12 protein-coding genes and 1 CRISPR repeat array are annotated in these 15,501 nt (G+C 51.8%); of the genes, 8 read left to right on the top strand and 4 right to left on the bottom strand.

The genetic code is table 11. The features are described 5' to 3' along the window. Positions 1–5: 5 nt before the first annotated feature. On the bottom strand, positions 6–1,454 hold the full coding sequence (gene tnpC / locus ACTVIM_RS09990) for an IS66 family transposase (RefSeq protein WP_445612509.1): 1,449 nt from the start codon (positions 1,452–1,454) through the stop codon (positions 6–8). A gap of 110 nt (positions 1,455–1,564) precedes the next feature. Here tnpC and ACTVIM_RS09985 point away from each other — a divergent pair, with 110 nt between their 5' ends. Beyond that, positions 1,565–2,008: an RNA-guided endonuclease TnpB family protein gene (locus ACTVIM_RS09985; protein ID WP_445612508.1), complete on the top strand. Its 444-nt coding sequence runs from the start codon at positions 1,565–1,567 to the stop codon at positions 2,006–2,008. Between the two features lie 561 nt (positions 2,009–2,569). On the opposite strand, the gene ade is transcribed toward ACTVIM_RS09985, so the two are convergent. After that, positions 2,570–4,300 carry an adenine deaminase gene (ade, locus tag ACTVIM_RS09980; RefSeq protein WP_445612507.1) on the bottom strand — a complete coding sequence of 577 codons (1,731 nt, stop codon included), beginning with the start codon at positions 4,298–4,300 and terminating at the stop codon, positions 2,570–2,572. 173 nt (positions 4,301–4,473) lie between these two features. On the opposite strand from ade, the gene ACTVIM_RS09975 reads away from it, so the two are divergent. From ACTVIM_RS09975 to ACTVIM_RS09960, 4 genes are read left to right on the top strand one after another with little or no spacing between them, the layout of a single operon-like run. After that, positions 4,474–5,103 (top strand): YhbD family protein, encoded by a 630-nt coding sequence (locus ACTVIM_RS09975; protein WP_445612506.1) that lies wholly within the window; start codon positions 4,474–4,476, stop codon positions 5,101–5,103. A gap of 3 nt (positions 5,104–5,106) precedes the next feature. Beyond that, positions 5,107–5,811, top strand: a complete 705-nt coding sequence (locus tag ACTVIM_RS09970) for a polymer-forming cytoskeletal protein (protein WP_445612505.1) — start codon at positions 5,107–5,109, stop codon at positions 5,809–5,811. Positions 5,812–5,816: 5 nt separating this feature from the next. Further along, positions 5,817–6,539, top strand: a complete 723-nt coding sequence (locus ACTVIM_RS09965; RefSeq protein ID WP_445612504.1) for a polymer-forming cytoskeletal protein — start codon at positions 5,817–5,819, stop codon at positions 6,537–6,539. Between the two features lie 15 nt (positions 6,540–6,554). Continuing rightward, the gene (locus tag ACTVIM_RS09960) at positions 6,555–8,066 is read left to right on the top strand and encodes an MDR family MFS transporter (protein WP_445612503.1); all 1,512 of its coding nucleotides are present in this window, start codon (positions 6,555–6,557) and stop codon (positions 8,064–8,066) included. A gap of 519 nt (positions 8,067–8,585) precedes the next feature. On the opposite strand, the gene ACTVIM_RS09955 is transcribed toward ACTVIM_RS09960, so the two are convergent. After that, the gene (locus tag ACTVIM_RS09955; protein ID WP_445612502.1) at positions 8,586–9,704 is read right to left on the bottom strand and encodes a fatty acid desaturase family protein; all 1,119 of its coding nucleotides are present in this window, start codon (positions 9,702–9,704) and stop codon (positions 8,586–8,588) included. 334 nt (positions 9,705–10,038) lie between these two features. After that, positions 10,039–10,452: an EamA family transporter gene (locus tag ACTVIM_RS09950; protein WP_445612501.1), complete on the bottom strand. Its 414-nt coding sequence runs from the start codon at positions 10,450–10,452 to the stop codon at positions 10,039–10,041. 321 nt (positions 10,453–10,773) lie between these two features. Between ACTVIM_RS09950 and ACTVIM_RS09945 the strand changes: the two genes are divergently transcribed. From ACTVIM_RS09945 to ACTVIM_RS09935, 3 genes are all read left to right on the top strand, one after another. Further along, complete coding sequence (locus ACTVIM_RS09945) at positions 10,774–11,631, top strand: Cof-type HAD-IIB family hydrolase (RefSeq protein ID WP_445612500.1); 858 nt, start codon at positions 10,774–10,776, stop codon at positions 11,629–11,631. 234 nt (positions 11,632–11,865) lie between these two features. Beyond that, positions 11,866–12,282: a CRISPR direct-repeat array (repeat unit 36 nt; unit sequence GTTGAAAGAATTGGGCCTCGCGGAGAGGATTGAAAC). Between the two features lie 614 nt (positions 12,283–12,896). Further along, entirely contained in the window at positions 12,897–14,195 is a 1,299-nt protein-coding gene (locus ACTVIM_RS09940) for a reverse transcriptase domain-containing protein (protein ID WP_445612499.1), read from the top strand. A gap of 110 nt (positions 14,196–14,305) precedes the next feature. Beyond that, on the top strand, positions 14,306–15,493 hold the full coding sequence (locus ACTVIM_RS09935) for an IS701 family transposase (protein ID WP_445612345.1): 1,188 nt from the start codon (positions 14,306–14,308) through the stop codon (positions 15,491–15,493). The last annotated feature ends 8 nt before the right edge of the window (positions 15,494–15,501 follow it).

The following is a 15,501-nucleotide window of genomic DNA, read 5'->3' as shown; positions in this document are numbered from 1 at the left end:
ACGCCCTAAGTAGTAGAAAGAATATCATCGAGTGTTTCGCCTTTCAACAGACGACACAACGAATTCCACACGTTTTTTTCGTGTTTCGTGAGTGTGGAAACAATGCTTCTTGCGATACAAAAAGACTGGGCGAATGTTTCGTCACGAAACGTGCCCGAGATGTTCTCTTTCACTTTGACCATACGAAGATCCCGTTCCGCTTGGTTGTTGTCAAAGGGAACATGAGCTTCTCGCAAGAAACGAAGCGCTTCTTCCTTTCGTTTTTGAAGCCGTCGAACAAAGGCAAGTGCCTTTTTTGGGAGGGGCGTCATCGTTTCCAATCGGCGCTGTGCTTTCGCTAAGATGCGATCATACACACGCTCCCATCGTTTCGCTTCTTCGTTAGGGAGTGCACCGTGATGGGCTTCGACCGCCTGTTTGGCGGCGAACAGAAAGGTGGTCATGCGCATGGCCCATGTCTGCCCTTGTTCGATGAAGTTCTTCAGATCACGCAAATGATGGGCGTGACAAAGGGCATGGGTGGCTTCCGTGTAGTTCGGGTACGTACCGAACGCATCATGCATCATCGTCCCTTTATATCGTGGAAGAATCCCGATATCATCGGTCGCTTTCTTTCCACGGGAAGCGTGAGGAGCCACGTACGTATATTTCGATGTGCACGCGACATGAACCCATGCCCGTTTCCCTTCGATGCGCAAACTCGTTTCATCGACATGCAAGATATTGGAATCCAGCAAAGCGTCTTCGATGATGTCCAGGTTGGGTTCCAGCGCTTCGCGTCCTCGTTTCACCATATTGGTAAGAGTTCCTGTGCTGATCGAGTGCTGATATAACGCTTCGATCATCTCACTTAAACGCTTGTACGGAATCAATTGAATATGGTGTAAATAAACAACGAGCGCAATGAGTCGTGGGCCATATTGCACATGATTCGTTACGTGTGGTGGGAACGGGGCTTGTTGGACACATTGGCAATGCGGACACGATTTCACCTCACGCTCGTGTTGGGTGACTTCGATCGCCGCAGGAGGGAGATCGAACACTTGACGGACATCGACTTTGAAAGGTTGGACTTCACACAAAGAAGCCCCACATCCTTGACACCTGTTCACACGATGGACGACACGATGATGGGGATGTTCCACTTGACGGAGCGTCGTTCCACGATGTCCTTCTTGTCCGCCTGGCTTTTTGCCAGATGGCTTACGTGAAGAACGAGGGCGGGCAAAACGGTCAGAGGATGGGGGCAAATGGCTATTGGAGCTGTTTTTTTTCGTGCGTGCTTCCAGCTCTTGAATGCGACCTCTGAGTCGTTCATTTTCTTTGCTTAAGTGCTTGTTTTTCTGACGCAACTGTTCATTTTCTTGGATGAGCTGATGAATGAACTGGTTTTGTTGTTGGATTTTGTCCATGAGGCTCTCCATTGTCAATACAGCTTGTTGTACCGTCAACATGTGATTCACCTCCTTGTCTATGAGTATTCATATCATAGACAAGAAATACAAAAACTATTCAACTCACTTTATTATGTCGCTGAATAGTTACCCGGAGGAAATATCATCGGTTGCGGCGACAACTGCAGACGGCCAAAAATCGAAAGGCCATCAAACGTTTAGGATGTAAGGAGCGGCGAATAGTTCATTACTGGAATCACGTCATTTCAAAACGAATCGTCCAGTTTGCCGAGCAAACTGGAGCGACGACGATAAAACTGGAACGACTCAAAGGAATTCGCCAAATGAAGCGGCATTGGAAGCGAAGTGACCGCAATATTCATTCGTGGTCCTTTTTCGATTTAGAAAAGAAAATTCAGTATAAAGCGGAACAGAAAGGGTTAATCGTCGAATATGTTGATCCATATAAAACGAGCCAGCAATGCTTCCGATGCGGGAACGTGAAACGCACGAATCGAAGGGGTTCGTTGTTCCAATGCTCGTGCGGGTATACCAAACAGGCGGATGTAAACGCCAGCTTTGTGATCAGTGCACGACCATCCATCGCGGGGTAACCCGCTGGCAGGGATGCTATGCCCGTGCCAAGGCCGATGGCCCGGCTGTACACTTGCCCAATGAAATTGAACCGCTTGGAAGCTGTGCGCGTTCAGGCGGATGAGATGGAGGTGCAGGTAACCGACTTTGCTTCTCTGCGGAAGAGATGAGCAAGTTTCATAATTTGTCTGCAGGAAAGAAGCGGACGGAGGCCAACTGAACGTAGTGGGATGATCCGAGTGGTTTCATTAAAAAATTTTTGTACATGCTCGTGCGCCTCGAGCTTGACAAAGCAAAGCGGCGGAGATTGTTTGGCTTTTTCAAGACGTATTTGCATCTGTCAGAGGGAGAGGAAATCAACAGCGAAACGAGATGAGGCCAATGGAAACGAAGGCAGTGGAACGAACAAGTGATAGAGCTCATCATCTCCGATGAAATAAGTGGGCGTGGTTGCGCGTGTCACAAGCCGTATAACGTGAATGTCGATGCTGCACATCGCAGTGAAAAGGGTGTCTCGTCGCTTTGGGAGACACCCTCTTCGCTTATAGCGAGACTAGGCTCGTATATGTGGAGTCCATCCGTTATGCTTCGACCGGGATAAACTCCCAACGTTTAACGTCAAATAGTCCTTGATCGGTCAGCTTGAGCTCGGGAATGACCGGCAAGGCGAGAAATGACAGGGTGATGAATGGATTGAAAGAGCCGTCTGCGCCGATTGCTTTAAGTGCTTGGTCAATCTGTTTCAATTCGTTTAGCACCTCGGTATAGTCTTTTCCAGTCATCAATCCGCCGATTTCAAGCGGCAGGCTGGCGAGCACCGTTCCATTTTTGACGACGGCAAGTCCGCCTTGTTGTTGGCGGAGCTGTTCGATGGCGATGACGAGGTCACCGTCGTTTGTTCCGGCGGCGATGATGTGGTGCGAATCGTGCGCGATCGAAGAGGCAATGGCGCCTGCTTGGAAGCCGAAGCCACGGACGATGCCAAGGCCGATGCCAAGCCCGCGATGGCGTTCGACGACCACAAGCTTCAACAAATCCCGTTCGACCGAAGGAGAAAAGGCTCCGTCCTGGACATCGACTTCGGTGATGCGATGATTCGTGTGCAAGTGGTTCGGGATGATCTCCATGACATGGGCGTTGTTTCCTTTCCGCATCGGAATGCGAAGATCAGCTTCGGTGACCGGTTGGCAACGGATCGATTGCCGTAATTCCGATTGGACGCGGCAAGCTGACGATTCAGAGTGGAAGGTGGTTCGGCCGTATTCGGCGACGAGTCTGCCGGATTTGAATACATGGGTGATATTCAGTGTTTCCAAATCTTCCAACAGCAGAAAATCGGCATCGTATCCGGGGGCGACCGCGCCTTTGGTCGACAACCGGTAGCACTCGGCGGCATTTAACGTAGCCATTTGGATGGCCAGAAGCGGATCGAGCCCAGCGCGAATGGCCAGCCGCACGTTATGGTCGACGCTCCCTTCGAACCATAAGTCGTCCAGATGTTTGTCATCCGTGCAAAACAGAAAGCGGCGCGCGTTATGCTCAGTGACGGCGGGAAGAAGTTTGTCAAGATCTTTGGCGACTGAACCTTGGCGAATGAGCACGTACATGCCGCGGCGAATGCGTTCTAACGCTTCGTCGGCGGTGACGCATTCATGATCCGTATGGATGCAGGCGCTGCGGTAGACGTTGATGGCATCGGCATCCAGACCGGCCAAGTGGCCGTCGATGAGACGGTTGGAGTTGGCCGCGAGCGCCAGTTTGTCAAGCATGGACGGGTGTTGTTCTCTTAATGACGGATAGTCCATCACTTCCGCCAAGCCGAGAACGCGCTCATCGTTGAAAAACGGTGCTAGGTCCGCAGCTGACAAGACGGCGCCGGCATGTTCAAAGGAAGCGGCCGGCACGCACGATGGCAACATGATATATACATCAAGCGGCGTCCGCTTGGCGTCGTCGAGCATAAATTGAATGCCGTGGACGCCGGCGACGTTCGCGATTTCGTGCGGGTCGGCGATCACCGTAGTGACCCCATGCGGCAGAACGACGCGGGCGAATTCGCTCGGGGGCACCATCGACGATTCGATATGCACGTGTCCGTCAATCAGTCCAGGACAAATATAGCGTCCTTTGGCGTCCATCGTTTCTTTGCCTTCATAGCGGCCGATGCCGACGATCGTCCCTTCGGCAATGGCGAGGTCCCCTTCGACGATTTCGCGTGTAAACACGTTGACGATTTTTCCGTTTTTGATGACGAGATCGGTTTTCGTTTGTTTTGCGGCAGCGGCGATTTTCTTCTGCAACGTTGAATGCATGTTTCTCTTTCTCCTCTCTTCATAATGTGAATCGCGATGCCAGCGGAAATTGGCTTCATTGTACTGAGCTAGACGGCAGGTTGTCAATCGCCTTGTCTCATTTTTTGACATATGCCCCTTTACAACGTAACAATGTTATGTTACATTTTGGTTGTGAGGGAGGTGAGCTGCTCATGGAACAGGAATTGATTTCGAAAAAAGAGCTGCTTGAGCTGACCGGCATTTCATACGGCCAGCTGTATCGCTGGAAGCGGAAAAAGCTGATTCCGGAAGAATGGTTTATTCGCAAATCGACATTCACTGGGCAGGAGACGTTTTTTCCGAGAGAAAAAATCTTGGCTCGCATTGAGAAAATCAAGGAGCTGAAGGATGAGCGGTCTCTCGATGAGTTAGCGGCGATGTTTGCCCCTGATCCGGCGACGGTCGTCATGACGAAAGAAGAAATCGTAAAACGTCACATTGTTTCGGATGTCGTGTTGCAATTATTGAATGACGAGTTGAGCGATCGAAACGACGTTTCGTTTGTGCAGCTTCTTTCTCTTTATCTTGTTGATCGGCTGCTTCTTTCCGGCGAGATTAGCATGGAAGAGGGAAAAACCATATGGAAGATGTTTGAGAGCCATTATCCAAAACTGCAAGGAAAATCATGCGAGCTGATCGTCCTCCGTAAAATGGGAGTGGCGACTTGCTTTTTGGCGGAAGGGGCAGTCAACTTGTACATCGAAGAAGGAGCAAAGCTCGCAGTGCGGCTGCATGTGCCGGCATGCATTGAAGAGTTAAAGCTGAAGCTTTCGGAGGGATGAGAAATGGAGCGGCGTGATTTGGTCATTGCCGGAACGGGGCATGCGTCCGGCGGGCTGTACAGCTTGGTGAAATTATCGGGGAATGGAAAACTGTATGGTGACCTCGATTGCTTAGAGATGCAAGTGCAAGGAAATGCGACCATCGAAGGAAGCGTGAAAGCCACCAACGTTCATATTGCCGGAAACGGTCGTGTGACAGGTGGGATGGCGTGCGAGTGGATGAAAGTGAGCGGGAGTGTGAAAATTGGAGAACATGTGCAATGCCAGGAGGCGACGGTTCGCGGCCACGGCTTGGTGAAAGGCTCATGCACGGCGGAGACGATCCGTGTCCATGGCGAGCTCGACGTTGGCGGTGACTGTTCGGCCGAGCGGATGGAGGTCGAAGGGCATTTCTCCGTTGGCGGGCTGTTGAACGCAGGCTATATCGAAGTAAAGCTGTTTGGTCCGAGCCGCGCTACGGAGATCGGCGGGGAAACGATTATGGTAAAGAGGCAAGGAGGTTCGCTGTTCAAAAAATGGTTTTTTCCAGCGGAGTTGACCGCCGATGTGATCGAAGGGGATGTCATTCATCTCGAACATACTACGGCGAAAACGGTGCGCGGCAACCGCGTGACGATCGGGCCGGGATGTCACATCGAGCGGGTCGAGTACCGAGAAGCATTGGAATGCGATGAAGAGGCGAAAATCGGAACCATAGAGAAAGGGTGAGAACGATGGCGGCGAGAAATTTGACCATTAACGGATCGGCGTTTTTGGGCGGCGGCACGTTCCATCACGTGACGGTCCGCGGCGATGCGACGATTCGCGGCGATGTCGAATGCGACCGCTGCAAAGTGTTTGGCTCGGCAGACATGAAAGGAGCGCTCACCGCCCGCCAGCTTCGCCTGTTTGGCCAAGCGAACATCGACGGTCCTGTGCGTATGGAGAAAATGGATGTGTTCGGGGAAGCAGACATTCGCGGCCATGCCCATCTGCAGCATCTTCAGCTGCGCGGGATGGTGCGGGTGGAGGGGAACGTGGAAGCGCATGCGATTCGCGGCTATGGCGAGCTGTCGGTGTCGGGAAGCTGCGAGGCGGAAAAGGTCGCGTTGACCGGCGTCGTGCGAGTCGGACAGACGCTGAATGCCGAACAGGTGGAATTGTCGCTCTATTTTGCCGACAGTTCGGTCAAGGAAATTGGCGGCCGGACGATTTCCGTCAAGCGAAACAAAACGTGGAACGCCATTCACTGGCTGACGCGTTTTTCTTCCTTATCCGCCACGTTGGAGGCGGACACGATTGAAGGCGATGAGGTTTATTTGGAATATACGAAAGCCGCGATCGTCCGGGGAGAGCGGGTGACGATCGGCCCCGGCTGTGAGATCGGGCTTGTTGAATATCAGATGGCGTTTGCCCAAGACGAACATGCCATGGTGAAAGAAAAAAGACAGAGGTAGAGGGAGAGGGAACGGATGAAGAATAAGGAAACGAAAACGGGATTGGTCGTGATCGCGCTGTTGCTCGGCATTTTTGTCGCCTCGATGGACAATACGATTGTGGCAACAGCGATGGCGACGATTGTCGCCGATTTGGGCGGGCTCAAGCAGTTTGTTTGGGTGACGTCGGCGTATATGGTGGCCGAGATGGCGGGGATGCCGATTTTTGGGAAATTGTCCGACATGTACGGACGGAAGCGATTTTTCTTATTTGGCATCATCGTGTTTTTAATTGGGTCGGTGTTGTGCGGCATGGCGCAAACGATCGTGCAGCTCAGCATCTTCCGCGCCATTCAAGGCATCGGCGGCGGGGCGCTCGTGCCGATCGCGTTTACGATTATGTTTGACATTTTCCCGCCGGAGAAGCGCGGGAAGATGGGCGGGTTGTTTGGCGCGGTGTTTGGCTTGTCAAGCATCTTTGGCCCGCTGCTTGGCGCGTATATCACCGATTATCTCAACTGGCGCTGGGTGTTTTACATTAACATTCCGCTTGGGATTGTCGCGTTTTTCTTGCTTTGGATCTACTACCGCGAGTCGCCGAAGCATGCGAAGCAAAGCATTGACTGGCTTGGCGTGATGACGCTTGTTCCGGCGATCGTCTGCCTGATGTTTGCGCTGGAGCTTGGCGGCCAGAAGTACGCGTGGGACTCGGCCGTGATCATCGGGTTGTTTTCGGCGTTTGCCTTGCTCTTTCTCGTGTTTTTGTATGTAGAAACGAAAGCGCAGGAGCCAATCGTATCTTACCATATGTTTCGCGAGCGCCTGTTTGCGTCAACGACGTTGGTCGCCTTTTTCTCCGGCGCGACGTTTGTTGTCGCCACCGTGTACATCCCGATTTTTATCCAAGGGGTGACGGGCGGTTCGGCGACGAATTCCGGATTGATTTTGTTGCCGATGATGCTTTCGACGACGGTATCAGCCCAGCTCGGCGGCTTTTTGGCCGGGAAAACGAGCTACCGCAACGTGATGTTCGGGTTTATGTTGCTGTTTGTGGCTGGGATCGGGCTGCTTGGCACGATTGATGAGCATACTACGCGGCTTACGGTGACGTTGTACATGATGATTGTTGGGTTAGGGGTTGGAGCATCGTTTTCGGTGCTCGGCATGGCGGCGATCCACCATTTTTCTGAAGCGGAACGGGGAGCGGCCAGCTCAACGAACTCGTTTGTCCGGTCGCTCGGCATGACGGTCGGCATTACCGTGTTTGGCATCATTCAGCGCAACTTGTTCACCGATCAATTGGCCGAGCAGTTTCGCGGCATGGCGCAAGGGGCCCATGGAGCGAATATGCACGATCCGCGCGCGATGTTGTCGCCGGAAGCGCGGGCGCACATCCCGGCCCCTGTGCTCGACCGTTTGACCGAAGCGCTCGCCTCGTCGATTGCCGATACGTTTTTATGGGCGCTCCTCCCCGCGGCGCTGACGATCGTTTGTGTGCTGTTGATGTCCAACGATCGGCTCGCTGCGCCAATGAGGATGAAAGAGTAAGAGAGGGGGAAAAGGGTGTCTCAAACGATGAGGGACACCCTTTCATCTAGGAGGCTGGTGATTCGCTTGCGCAACCGTTTCTTAAAGTAGAAAAAACTTGTTGCGTTAGCCTCTATGTTCACGCGTTCCATCATCGATCAAGGCCACCAACCTTATCGGCGTAGGAAAAAGGAAGGAGGAGGTTCACAAAGCGGTGAGCCTCCTCTTTTTCACTGCCTATCTGTATCCGCTCCGTCAAGAAAACGTGTCTCGGAAGTTGTTGATTTAATCTTGGATACAGTGTTGCAATGTGATTTCTCAACTAGAAACACCTTGTTGCATCGGTCCTGCTTTTCATGCGCTCTCCCATTGAGGAAGGGAATCAGCGGTTTTTCATCAGCCTTCTCGACCGCATGTCGTCGCGGTCGTTTCGCCTTGTTACGGATCGGCTTGCGCCCGCCAGCGCTTTCCCCTGCGGCGGATGCAACGACACCGGGTGCTGATGATTCCGGGAATGGCACATCGTTTGGTGAGCGGTTTTTATGCCTTGCCCGCTCCGGACGCGTTTTTCCATTTTGCCTTCCGGGTCGCCGGCGATGCTTCGGCGTCTTCTTCCCGCCTGCGGGGCACGATCTCATCGGGATCGAGTCCGTTGCCAAGCGTGCCGTACACATGACCTTGCTTTGGTTCGATGAGCTCATTGTGCTCGTAGTAGACGCGCGGCGTTTTCCAAAGCGCGGCCAGCGCTTTGGTCATCGGCATCTCGTGGTAGCGGTCCGGCCACATCCGTTTGATCTGCTCTTTCACGAGCGGATAGTATTTTGAGCTCATCGCCGGAAAAAGATGATGTTCGGTATGATACGAGAAATGGAAGTGGAGAACATCCACCCACTTCGGCACGGTGACCGACAAGCTGTTCGCCAACGGGTCGTTGACCGGCACCAATGGATTGAGGCGGTGGTTGGTCGAAATGTAGCCCATGACGATCATGTTGGCGACAAGCAGCGGAAGCAAAAAGGCGAACAGCCACTTTTCCCAACCGACAAGCCATAACAACCCGATCCAAGTCGTCCACGGCAAGAGAAATTGACATAGGACAACGATGCGATTTTTCCAGCGGAAGTCTTGCCAAAACGAAACGAGCATCCGAATCGAGTGGACGGTAAACATCACCGACAAGGAGGCAAACGCGAAACTAGCGCGAACTGGGAACGGAATGCGGTAAACCCAGCGAAGCAGGCGGCTTTTCGCCAATTGTTCCATGCTTGGCCAGGCGTCAGGGTCTTTTTCTTCATGTTGGGTATGCACATGGTGGGTGGCGTTATGCCATTTTCGCCATAGCTTCGGCCCGGTGCAGAGCGGCCAAAAGGCGAGCGCTCCGAGAAGATCGCGCAGCCACGGCGTTTTGACGACCGTGCCGTGCAAAATTTCATGGCCTAAAAATCCTAGCGCCGCAAAACTGAAACCGAGCACAATGGAAATGAGGAGGTTCCATACAGGATGGAAGTCGAAAAGGGACACAGCGAGGATGCCGCCAGTGACCACCAGCAAATAAGCCAAACCTCCCAACAGACGGGATCTCACAGGCTGAAACGCTTTTTTCGGCAAATGCGGGGAAATTTTCGCCGCATACCAGCCGAACGGGTGAAAATCATTCATTCAAAAATCTCCTTCCACATCACTCTTCGCTCGATGTGCCGCGCGATCATGCAAGCGCGGGTTCATCGCCGCGATCATTCATTGAATGAAGGTGATCAAATGCCGAGTGGCTTTTCATCATAGTGAAGACCATCATATCATCTTTTCCTTCGTCCTGTCTATAAAAAAGTAAAAAAATTGTGGCACCAAGCGAGAATGGGGTGTTTCTCCGTTAAACGGCTGGCTCGTTCGCGGAGCTCGGGAGAGGGCGGAGAGGAGGGCCAAGGCGCATCGTTCCCATGATGGCCGGCTGGCAGCCGGGAGGGAAGACAAGGCGCCCGCTGAGACGGACGGGCTACAACATCATCAGCAACGTCCCCGCGGTGATGAGCAGCACCCCGATCACGACCTTCGAGGAGAGCGGTTCACCGAGAAACATCGCCGCAAACAAAATCGTCAGCACCAAGCTCGATTTGTCAATGGCCGAAACGCGGGACACATCACCGATTTGGATCGCTTTGTAAAAACAAAGCCACGACAATCCGGTCGCCGCCCCGGACAAACATAAAAACCACCAGCTCTTGGGAGAGATCGATTTGATGCCATGGTGGGCGCCGGTCAACCACACGATGGCCCAGGCGAGCACAAGCACGACCCCGGTGCGAATGGCGGTCGCCAAGTGAGAATTGACGTTTTCAATCCCGATTTTCGCCAGCACCGATGTCAACGCCGCGAACACCGCCGCCAACAAGGCGTAAACGATCCACATGGGCATCCCTTCGCTTTCGTTGAGAATTTTTTTCATCTATTATACTATGAAAAGCGGGAAGATTTCACGTTTTTGCCATCGTTTTGGTATAATAGGGGAGCGCCTACGAGGACGGCTCTAGGAGGCCGGTGATTTCGTGCAAAATACTACTGCTTCCACCTATTTCTCAATTAGAGAAACCTCGTAGAAACAGCCTTCTTTTCTGAATGAAAATGCGATGATTGGTGTGTGACAGCGGTTTTTCACCAGCCTTCTAATGGAAAGCGAGCCCTTGGTTTATGGTCCGCGGTGTGGAGAACAGCGAAAGAGAGGGATGGATCGATGCTTATTGCCTTAGATATGGATGGAACGCTGTTGAACGGGGAGGGAAAAATCAGCGAACCAAACCGAAAAGCGATCGCAGCCGCACAAGCGCAAGGCCATATCGTCGCCGTCGTCACCGGCCGGGCGCGCAAAGACGCACTCGCCCCGCTCCGCGAGGTGGGACTCGTCTGCCCGATCGCCAGCTTAAACGGGGCGATCGTCACGCTCGAAGACGGCACTGTCATCAGCGAGGCGCCGCTTGAGCGGGCGACGGTCCGCCCAGTGCTTGAGTGGGTGCGCGAACAGGCGGACTTGTATTGTGAGACGTACACGGGCGATGCGGTCTATGTCGGCTTGCATAACCGCGCTCAGTGGGAAGCGCTCGCTTCGGAGATGGCTGAGGCGGCGCCAGAGGTGAAATGGCTCGTGAACAAACAGTTCCAGCAGGCGCGGGTGACGTACGTCGACGACATCCGCACCGTGTGGGACGACCCGGCGCGGGTGATGTATAAGCTGCTGATTTTCGTCCTTGACCGCAAGCGGCTTCTTGATGCGGCGTCCCGTTTCGCCCCGCTCCCCGGCGTCACGGTCACCTCGTCGCATCCGCATAACATTGAGATGAACAACGAACGGGCGACGAAAGGGGAGGCGCTCAAGCAACTCGCCGCCCATTACGGCATCGATATGCGCGATACGGTCGTCTTTGGCGACAGCCATAACGACTTGTCGATGTTTGCGGTGGCGGGCTGCCGCGTCGCCATGGCCAACGCCGCCCCCGAATTGAAAGCGAATAGTGATTTCGTCACCCTCTCCCATGAGGAAGACGGCGTGGCCGTGGGGCTTGAGCAGGTGTTGGCGCGGCGAGGAACAAGCTGATGACCTTCCCCAGCTGCACACCCCAAAACAGCCGCAAAAACGGCAGGGGTGTGCAAGCCTCTTTTTCTTTCGGTTCACGAAACATGGTATTGATAAATCAATAGCTTGAACGTTTGACAATTTCGGTCAGCTGTACAAGTTGACATAATCAATTTTTATGATTTGAGGGGATATGAGGGGTGTGCAAAATGGCCTCTTGCCGCCTTAGAGAATCAATGGTAAAATAAAGGTGCTGTTGAAAGAATTGGGCCTCGCGGAGAGGATTGAAACCTCGCTAATATGAGCTTTCTCGAGTGATTTCCAGTAATCAACGTTGAAAGAATTGGGCCTCGCGGAGAGGATTGAAACTTTTTTGTTACGCATATAGGAATTGTGCTTAGCTGTTTGGTTGAAAGAATTGGGCCTCGCGGAGAGGATTGAAACAATTCCATGTTTTTTCGAGCGACGATAAATAGGAACAATGGTTGAAAGAATTGGGCCTCGCGGAGAGGATTGGAACTTTTTGAGCAGTTCTACTTCCGTCATTTTCATTTTCCTTGTTGAAAGAATTGGGCCTCGCGGAGAGGATTGAAAACTCTTTTCCACTAGAGCTTTTGCGCCCTCGTCATACACAAAGTTGAAAGAATTGGGCCTCGCGGAGATGATTGGAACACTTAATCTCCGGTTTTCACTTATAGCCTTCGTCAAGTTGTTGTTTATATGTAACTCCTTTCTTCATTTTGGAGAAGGGAGTGTTTTATTTTCTTCAGTGTTGAAAGAATCTGCTGCGCTGGGACAGGGAAAAGAATAACGCCACTTTTAGGAGCTCTGTGATTTAAGGAGGGTGCTTCTCGGCTTTGTTTCTCAAATAGAGAGACCCAGTAGCATCGGCACTGTTTTTCACACGTTCACCCATTGAGCAAGGGAAACGGCGGTTTTTCACCAGTCGTCTAGGAGACCGGTGATTATATCGTGTATACCGCTTCCTGGCATCGTTTCTCAAATAGAAAAAAGCCTTGCAACACTGCACACTTTTATTCATCGACCAAAGGAAACCAATGTTTTTCACCAGCCTTCTAGATGATGATGTTCGCAGCTTGTGAACAATCAACGTGTGGCGACCATCGTTCAGGTGCGGGTGTTCCTTGCTTTCTTGCCAGTCAATTTCAGGTGAGATTTTTGTCGGAAAGCTGTTATCGATGGTTAGAAGAAGTTTGTGTAAATAGAAGGAATTTGTTGAATTTTGGAGAAATTAGGATTGAATATATTGGTTAGGGGGGAATGATGTGGGACAACCAGCTGTCTTCTTCGAGGATTCGCTGTATCAGAAGGCGTGGGAGCGCTTGGCAAAAACGACAACCGATGCGGCCGGCGTCGACGGAGTCCGCATTGAGGACATTTCCTCTCCAGATGAATTTATTAAAGAGATTCAAGCGAAAATTTTGACCAATGCCTATCGTCCTTCTCCGGTCAAAACGATGGAATTGAAGAGAGGGAATAAGGTAAGAACGATAGGAATCTTGACGTTGGAGGACCGGTTTGTCCATACGTTAGTAAAATGCTGGTTAGAGCCGCTTTGTTTGCCGCGATTTCATCCCCGCAGTTTTGCTTATCAGCCGGGAAAATCAGCTTCACAGGCGATCGAACTACTGGAACATTGGATTAATGAAGGGTACGAGTGGATTGGTGAAACGGATATCCGCAGTTTTTTTGATGAAATTGATCACCACGTTTTAGCCCAGCAGTTGCGCTATTTTACTAAGGATGAGGAAAAAATCGCGTTTATTCTTTATTTGTATTCTGGCCAAGGGAAGGGCATTGTCCAAGGCAGCCCGTTATCTCCTTTGTTGGCGAATGTATACCTCCATTTGTTTGACGAGTACATGGCTGCCAATGGCCAGCCGTATCTCCGTTTTTCTGACGATTTGGTGATTTTGGATCAGTCAAATGAACAAGTAAAACAGCGATTGCAGAAAATGGAACAATTTTTGCTGACGTTAGGGTTGTCCATTCATCCCGAGAAGACCGCGGTGAAACATTTGTCGGAAACATTTGAGTTTCTTGGCTTTCGATTTGACGAAGAAGGTAGAAAGGTGGCTGTCAAAGGGGTTGAGTCGCTGCGGGAAAAGATGGATGGGGTGAAACAATATCCGGCCGGCGAACGGGAAGGAAGGTATGAAATGATTTTGCGCGGCTGGATGCAGTATTACGAGTCGATTCCATGGGAAACGTTCGATGAACCGGAATGGCTGTTATTTGTTGCGGATTTCGAGACGGATCGAGATAAGATTTCTGATGCGTACACAAAAGCAACCAGTCGGCTTTCGAGAAAAGATATCACCACTTGGCATGCCCAGCGTTTGTATCGATTGGCTTCGGTGCTTGAACTTCGAAAAGACCAACTGTACTGGCTAACGTGTCTACATACATTGGGCGTTCCACTGAGCACCGAGGATGAGCAGCAACTTTATACCGTTTATCAGCTGACTAAAACGGATTGGCTTTCCCTTGTTACATACTTGGAACGATGTGTTTCTGAACAAGGGGATGAGGCGTATGATGATTTAATTAATTACTGTAGATGAGCAAATTTGCTAACATAAATTGACAACTAAACAAAAAAGGAGACATGAACCCAACTCCTTGAGTAAAATAGATGTGCTCAAACCCATTCACACAAGGAGGTTCATGTCTCATGAATAGATTAGCACATCATCAAGGAATCCACAAGTTTTTCATGACGTTGGGATTGGCGCTTTATTTCTCGAAGCCGGTCATCAAGCATCTCGTTTACCTTGTCGACGCCTTGACTACCAAGGGATTTTCGGGGACATTGACGGATGTCCGGTACTGGAGTTTTCATCCCAACCATCGAACCACGCTCAGCCATTTTTTCACGAAAAGCCCTTGGAACGAGGAAAAACTGCTTGAGAAGCTTCAAGAATGGATTCTTCGCCAGATCGAACGCCTAGCCAAACGGGAGAATCAACCCCTTTTTGTTTCGATTGATGATACGATTTGCCAAAAAACGAAGCCTTCGTCACGGGCTGCCCGCGCCATTCAAGGGTGTGATTGGCACTACTCGCACAAAGATCATCAATCCGTTTGGGGGCATTCGCTTGTTTGGCTGATGGTGCATACTTTCTCGCAAGCGTTTCCGTTCGCCTTTCGTCTGTATGACAAGACGGCGGGAAGAAGCAAAATCGACCTGGCGATCGAGATGCTTTCCTCGCTCAAGGGGAAGCGGGCTCAGCCGGTGTATGTGCTCATGGATTCCTGGTATCCGTCCCAAGCGCTCATCGAAGCCTGCCTGAAACAAGGATTCCATGTCATCGCCATGCTCAAGACGAACCGGATTCTCTATCCGAAAGGTATCGCCATCCAAGCGAAGAAGTTCGCCCGCTATATCGAGCCCAACGACACCCACCTCGTCACGGTGGGGAAGGAGCGTTACCGCGTGTATCGCTACGAGGGAGCGATCCATGGCCTCGATGACGCGGTGGTGCTGCTGGCTTGGAAGGCGGATGAACCGATGACGCCAGATCATCTCCATGTCGTCTTGAGCACCGACCGGGAGCTAGGCGATGAAGAGATCTTGCGTTATTATGCCCAGCGCTGGACGATCGAATGCTTTTTCCGGCAGGCCAAAGACCAGCTGAAGCTCGATGGGTACCGTGTTCGTCACATTCGGGCGGTGAAACGGTATTGGGCCGTGGTGCTGTTCGCCTGCGTATACAGCATCGCCGAATCTCAGCAAGACCTCTCTTCCGGCCTGGAGCTTCTTCGGTCTCGGAAAGGGCACAGCGTCGTCGAGTTCATCTACGATGCCGCGAAGCAAAATATTCCCATTGATGTGATCAAAAAACAGCTCCATGTCGCCTAAGGGGTCCC

Source organism: Geobacillus sp. YF-1 (assembly GCF_052692335.1).
Note: the sequence above shows the minus strand (reverse complement) of the source record. Positions and strands in the feature narration are given on the sequence as shown.

Bases quoted from the DNA above. Each gene is read 5' to 3' on its own strand.
- tnpC (WP_445612509.1), bottom strand. From the start codon at position 1,454: ATGTTGACGGTACAACAAGCTGTATTGACAATGGAGAGCCTCATGGAC.
- ade (WP_445612507.1), bottom strand. From the start codon at position 4,300: ATGCATTCAACGTTGCAGAAGAAAATCGCCGCTGCCGCAAAACAAACG.
- ACTVIM_RS09975 (WP_445612506.1), top strand. From the start codon at position 4,474: ATGGAACAGGAATTGATTTCGAAAAAAGAGCTGCTTGAGCTGACCGGC.
- ACTVIM_RS09970 (WP_445612505.1), top strand. From the start codon at position 5,107: ATGGAGCGGCGTGATTTGGTCATTGCCGGAACGGGGCATGCGTCCGGC.
- ACTVIM_RS09965 (WP_445612504.1), top strand. From the start codon at position 5,817: ATGGCGGCGAGAAATTTGACCATTAACGGATCGGCGTTTTTGGGCGGC.
- ACTVIM_RS09960 (WP_445612503.1), top strand. From the start codon at position 6,555: ATGAAGAATAAGGAAACGAAAACGGGATTGGTCGTGATCGCGCTGTTG.
- ACTVIM_RS09955 (WP_445612502.1), bottom strand. From the start codon at position 9,704: ATGAATGATTTTCACCCGTTCGGCTGGTATGCGGCGAAAATTTCCCCG.
- ACTVIM_RS09950 (WP_445612501.1), bottom strand. From the start codon at position 10,452: ATGTGGATCGTTTACGCCTTGTTGGCGGCGGTGTTCGCGGCGTTGACA.
- ACTVIM_RS09945 (WP_445612500.1), top strand. From the start codon at position 10,774: ATGCTTATTGCCTTAGATATGGATGGAACGCTGTTGAACGGGGAGGGA.
- ACTVIM_RS09935 (WP_445612345.1), top strand. From the start codon at position 14,306: ATGAATAGATTAGCACATCATCAAGGAATCCACAAGTTTTTCATGACG.